The following is a 5412-nucleotide window of genomic DNA, read 5'->3' as shown; positions in this document are numbered from 1 at the left end:
GCAGCGGTTGATGCTGGAGGCGTCGTGGGAGGTCCTCGAGCGGGCGGGTGTCGATCCTGCCGGGTTGCGGGGCAAGCCGGTCGGCGTCTTCACCGGCGCGGTCGGCAGCGACTACCGGCCCGAGCCCGGCAACGTCCCCGACGACGTCGAGGGCTATCTGATGACCGGCGCCCTCGGCGGCGTGCTCTCGGGCCGCATCTCGTACGTCCTCGGTCTCGAAGGCCCCGCCGTCACCGTCGACACCACCTGCTCGTCCTCGCTGGTGGCCCTGCACCTGGCGACGCAGTCCCTGCGGTCCGGCGAGTCCTCGCTGGCCCTCGCGGGCGGCGTGACCGTGATGAGCTCGCCGGGCGCGTTCGTCGGGTTCTCCCGCCAGCGCCGGATCCTGGGTGTCGTACGCGGCTCCGCCGTCAACCAGGACGGCGCCTCGAACGGCCTGACCGCCCCCAACGGCCCCTCCCAGCAGCGGGTGATCCGCGCGGCGCTGGCCAACGCGGGCCTCGCGGCGACGGAGGTCGACGCGGTGGAGGCGCACGGCACCGGAACGTCGCTGGGCAGGTCGACTGGACCGCCGGTGCCGTCGAGCTCCTGACGGAGGCCCGGCCCTGGCCCGAGCTCGACCGGCCCCGCCGCGCGGGCGTCTCCTCCTTCGGCGCCAGCGGGACCAACGTGCACGTGATCCTGGAGCAGGCCCCGGAGCAGACACATGAGGAGCCGGTCGAGGACGAGACGCCGGGACCGCTTCCGCTGATCGTGTCGGCTCGCGGCAAGGCGGGACTGGCCGCACAGGCACGGGAGTTGGCGTCGTTCCTGTCGGCTCGCCCGGAGGTGGGCCTGGCGGAGACCGGGCGTGCGCTGGTCGGGACCCGGAGTGCGCTGTCGGAGCGCGCCGTGATCGTGGCGGACGACCGCGCCGCGGCCTTGCGGAACCTTGAGGCCCTGGGCAGCGGCGGAGACGGCGCTGTTCCGGCTGGTGGAGTCCTGGGGTGTCCGCCCCGACTTCGTCGGCGGCCACTCGCTGGGTGAGGTGACGGCCGCGCATGTGGCGGGAGTGCTGTCGCTGGAGGACGCGGCGACGCTGGTCGCCGCTCGCGGGCGGCTGATGCAGGCCCTGCCGTCCGGCGGTGCCATGGTGTCGGTGGCCGCGCCCGAGGACGTCGTCCGTCCGCTCCTCACCCCGGGCGTCGACATCGCCGCCGTGAACGGACCGGTCTCGGTCGTCGTGTCCGGTGACGAGCGGGAGGTCCTCGCCGTCGCGGAGCGGCTGGCGGCGCAGGGGGTGAAGACCCGGCGTCTGTCGGTCTCGCACGCTTTCCATTCGGTGCTGATGGAGCCGATGCTGGACGAGTTCCGCGCCGTCGTGAAGGGGTTGGACTTCCGGCCCCCGCAGATGGGGCTCATCTCGAACGTGACCGGGGAGATCGCAGGTCCGGAGCTGGTCGCACGCCCTGAGTACTGGGTGGAGCACATCCGCGTGCCGGTGCGGTTCGCCGATGGTGTCCGGGCGTTGGAGCAGGCGGATGTGGTCACGTTCCTGGAGCTGGGTCCGGACGCGGTCCTGTCGGCGATGGGCCCGGACTGCCTGACGGGCGACGACACCGTCTTCGTACCGTCGCTGCGCCGCGAGCACGACGAGGTGCGTGCGGTCGTGTCGGCTCTGGGCGGTCTGCACGTGCGGGGTGCCTCGGTCGACTGGCGGGCGCTGCTCGGCGAGGGCGAGGGCCGGTCGGTGGAGTTGCCGACGTACGCCTTCCAGCGGCAGCGGTACTGGCTGGAGAGCGGCGAGGGCTCGGGAGATCCCGCGGGTCTCGGCCTGCTCGGTGTCGATCACCCGCTGCTGGGTGCGATGACCGAGGTGCCGGGTTCCGGGGCGCTGCTGTTCACCTCGCGGTGGTCGCTGCGCACGCATCCGTGGCTTGTCGGCCACGCCGTGGGCGGGGTGGTGCTCGCACCGGGCACGGCGTTCGTCGAACTGGTGGTGCGGGCCGGGGACGAGGCGGGCTGCGAGGCGCTGTCGGAGCTGCTGATCGAGGCCCCGCTGGTGGTACCCGAGCAGGGTGCCGTCCAGCTGCGGGTGGAGGTCGGTGCGGCGGACGAGGCCGGGCAGCGGACCGTACAGGTGCATTCCCGCCCGGAGGACGCCGAGCCCGGCTCCGCCTGGACCCGTCACGCGTCGGGGCAGTTGGCCGCCGAGGCCGGTGCCGCCGACTTCGAGCTGACGCGGTGGCCGCCGCAGGACGCGGTCCGGGTCGAGGACGCGGCCGGAGCGGCGTACGGGGAGCTGGAGGAGAGCGGGTACGGGTACGGGCCCGCGTTCCGGGGACTGCGGGCGGCGTGGACGCGCGGCGAGGAGATCTTCGCGGAGATCGTCCTTCCCGAGGAGGCGGGCGGCTCCGACGGATACGCGCTCCACCCGGCTCTCCTCGACGCCTGCTTCCACGCCGCGGTCCTCCGACAGGACCACCCGGAGCGGCGGCTCGCGCTGCCGTTCGCGTGGAACGAGGTGCGCGTGTACGCGGCGGGAGCGTCCGCGCTGCGGGTCCACCTGGTGCCCGGCGCTCCGGACACGGTCAGCGTGCGGCTCGCCGACGCGTCCGGCGCCCCGGTGGCGTCGGTGGAGTCCGTGGTGGCCCGGCCGGTGGCGCCGGAGAGCCTCGGCTCCGGGTCCGCGTCGGACTGGACGCGCGACGCGCTGTTCCGCCTCGAATGGGCGCCGCTCGCCCTGCCCGGGGCGCCGGAGACGGACGGCGCGCTGCCGGCCGTGACCACCGCCCGGGACGTGGCCGCCCTGGCCGCGAACGGTGCCGTCTCGGCCGTCGTCGATCTCCGCGCCGCCGCGGGTGACGTGCGCGAGGTGACCGGTCGGGCCTTGGAGATCGCCCAGGCGTGGCTGGCCGAGCCGGAGCTCGGGGACGGCCGGCTCGTCGTGGTGACGGGGCCGGCCGAGGACCCGGCGGCGGCGTCGGTGTGGGGTCTGCTGCGTTCGGCGCAGGGCGAGCACCCCGGCCGGTTCGTGCTGGTGGCCTCGGACGGTCCGCGGGTCGAACAGGCCGTGCTGGCGGGCGTCCTGGCCTCGGGCGAGCCGCAGGTGGCGATCGGGTCCGGTGGAGTCGTCGTGCCCCGGCTGGCGCGGGCCGTGCCCGTGGCCGACCGCGGCCGGCCGCTGGATCCGGCCGGGACGGTCCTGGTCACCGGCGGTACAGGGGGTCTGGGCCGGCTGGTGGCCCGTCACCTGGCGCGGGAGCACGGGGTCCGGAGCCTGGTGCTGGTGTCCCGTCGCGGTCCGGACGCGCCGGGCGCGTCCGACCTGGAGGCGGAACTGGCCGAACTCGGCGCCCGGGTGAGGATCGTGGCCTGCGACGTCTCCGATCGCGAGGCGGTGGCGGGGGTGCTGGCGGGCATACCGTCCGAGGCCCCGCTGACCGGTGTCGTCCACACGGCCGGTGTGCTGGACGACGGCGTGCTCACGGCGCTGACCCCGGAGCGCCTCGACACGGTGTTCCGTCCCAAGGTGGACGCGGCTCTGGTCCTGGACGAGCTCACACGCGATCTCGATCCGGCGGCCTTCGTGCTGTTCTCGTCGGCCGCCGGAACCCTGGGCAATCCCGGGCAGGCGAACTACGCGGCCGCGAACGCGTTCCTCGACGCGCTGGCCGTGCGCCGTCACGCCGAGGGGCTGCCGGCCGTCTCCCTGGCCTGGGGCGGCTGGGCGGAGAGCAGCGACATGACCGCCCACCTCACCGAGGCCGATCTGCGCCGCGTGTCGCGCGGCGGTGGAACCGGAGTCACCGCACGCGAAGGCCTGGAACTGTTCGACCTGGGCCTCCTGGCATCCGACCCGGTCCTCGTGCCGGTCAAGATGAACTTCGCCGTCCTGCGGGAACAGGCCACCACGCCGGCATCCGTGCACGCGCTGCTGCGCGGTCTCGTACGTCCCGGCCGGCGCGCCGCACGCAGCGGCGACCCGGCGGTCCCCGACCTGCCCGGGCGCCTCGCGGTGCTCCCGGCGGCCCAGCGGTCGGACACCCTGCTCGACGTCGTACGCGGGGAGATCGCCACGATCCTGGGGCACGCCTCGGGGGCGCAGGTGGAGCCCGAACGGGCCCTGAGTGACGTCGGGTTCGACTCGCTCACCTCGGTCGAGCTGCGGAACCGGCTGTCCGCCCTGACGGGTCTGCGCCTGCCGGCCACGACGATCTTCGATCACCCGACGCCCAAGGCCCTGGCCCGCGCCGTGCTCCGGGACCTGTTCCCCGACGCCCCCGCCGCCGGGGCGGCCGTCGGCCGCGAGGACGAGATCCGCCGCGTACTGACCACGACACCACTGGCCCGCTTCGAAGAGCTCGGGATCCTCGACACGCTCCTCGAACTGGCCGACGGTCCGCGGACGAGTCCGGCCGCCGGGGCGGAACCCAGGGAGGACGCGACGCCGCTGATCGCGGAGATGGACCTCGACGACCTCGTCGAACGAGCGATGAGAAGTGCCAGGAACCAGCAGGGCCTCGGAGAAGGAGCAACAGCGTGACCAGTACGGACAGCAGGGTCGTCGAGGCACTGCGCGCGTCACTCATCGAGAACGAGCGTCTGGAGAACGAGAACAGCAGGATCAGGGAGCGGCAGACCGAACCCGTCGCGATCGTGGGAATGGCCTGCCGTTTCCCGGGCGGGGTGTCCTCTCCGGAGGACCTGTGGGACCTGGTGGCGTCCGGCGGTGACGGCATCACCGAGTTCCCGGTCAACCGTGGCTGGGACCTCGAGAACCTCTTCCACCCGGACCCGGACCACTCGGGCACCAGCTACGTGCGCGAGGGCGGGTTCCTGCACGACGCCGACGAGTTCGACGCCGGGTTCTTCGGCATCTCGCCGCGCGAGGCGCTGGCGATGGACCCGCAGCAGCGGCTGATGCTGGAGACGTCCTGGGAGGCGCTGGAGCGGGCGGGCATCGACCCGGCGTCGCTGCGCGGCGAACCCGTCGGCGTCTTCGCGGGCGACATGTACCAGGACTACGCGGTCGGGTACATGGACGGCGACGGCTCGGACCCCGACAGCGTCGAGGGCCATCTGATGACCGGCGGCGCGGGAAGCATCGTGTCGGGCCGGGTGTCGTACTTCCTCGGCCTGGAAGGCCCGGCGGTGACGCTGGACACCGCCTGCTCCTCTTCCCTCGTCGCCCTGCACCTGGCGACGCAGTCGCTGCGCTCCGGCGAGTCCTCGCTGGCCCTCGCCGGCGGCGTCACCGTCATGGCCAAGTCGGCCGCCTTCGTCGGCTTCTCACGGCAGCGCGGTCTCGCGCTGAACGGCCGGTGCAAGTCCTTCGCGGCCGCGGCGGACGGCACGGGCTGGGCCGAGGGCGTCGGCATGCTGCTCCTCGAACGACTGTCGGACGCGCAGCGCAACGGCCGGCGGATCCTG

At 73.9% G+C, this 5412-nt stretch carries 2 protein-coding genes and 1 pseudogene; all 3 read left to right on the top strand.

What is annotated here, in order from left to right; genetic code table 11:
- A pseudogene (locus OO54_RS49005) lies at nt 1-2638 on the top strand (type I polyketide synthase); the annotation flags it as partial.
- Nucleotides 2615-4525 carry a type I polyketide synthase gene (locus OO54_RS49000; protein ID WP_425348027.1) on the top strand — a complete coding sequence of 637 codons (1911 nt, stop codon included), beginning with the start codon at nt 2615-2617 and terminating at the stop codon, nt 4523-4525. The pseudogene OO54_RS49005 and the gene OO54_RS49000, both read left to right, overlap by 24 nt.
- Nucleotides 4522-5412: beta-ketoacyl synthase N-terminal-like domain-containing protein (locus OO54_RS40570; RefSeq protein ID WP_033212662.1), on the top strand; the 891-nt coding region annotated here is incomplete at its 3' end. The genes OO54_RS49000 and OO54_RS40570, both read left to right, overlap by 4 nt.

Origin of the sequence: Streptomyces wedmorensis (assembly GCF_000716445.1) — a bacterium.
GTDB classification, from domain to species: Bacteria; Actinomycetota; Actinomycetes; order Streptomycetales; family Streptomycetaceae; genus Streptomyces; species Streptomyces wedmorensis.
The sequence above is the reverse complement of the archived record's forward strand: the minus strand, read 5'-3'. Positions and strand labels throughout refer to the sequence as shown.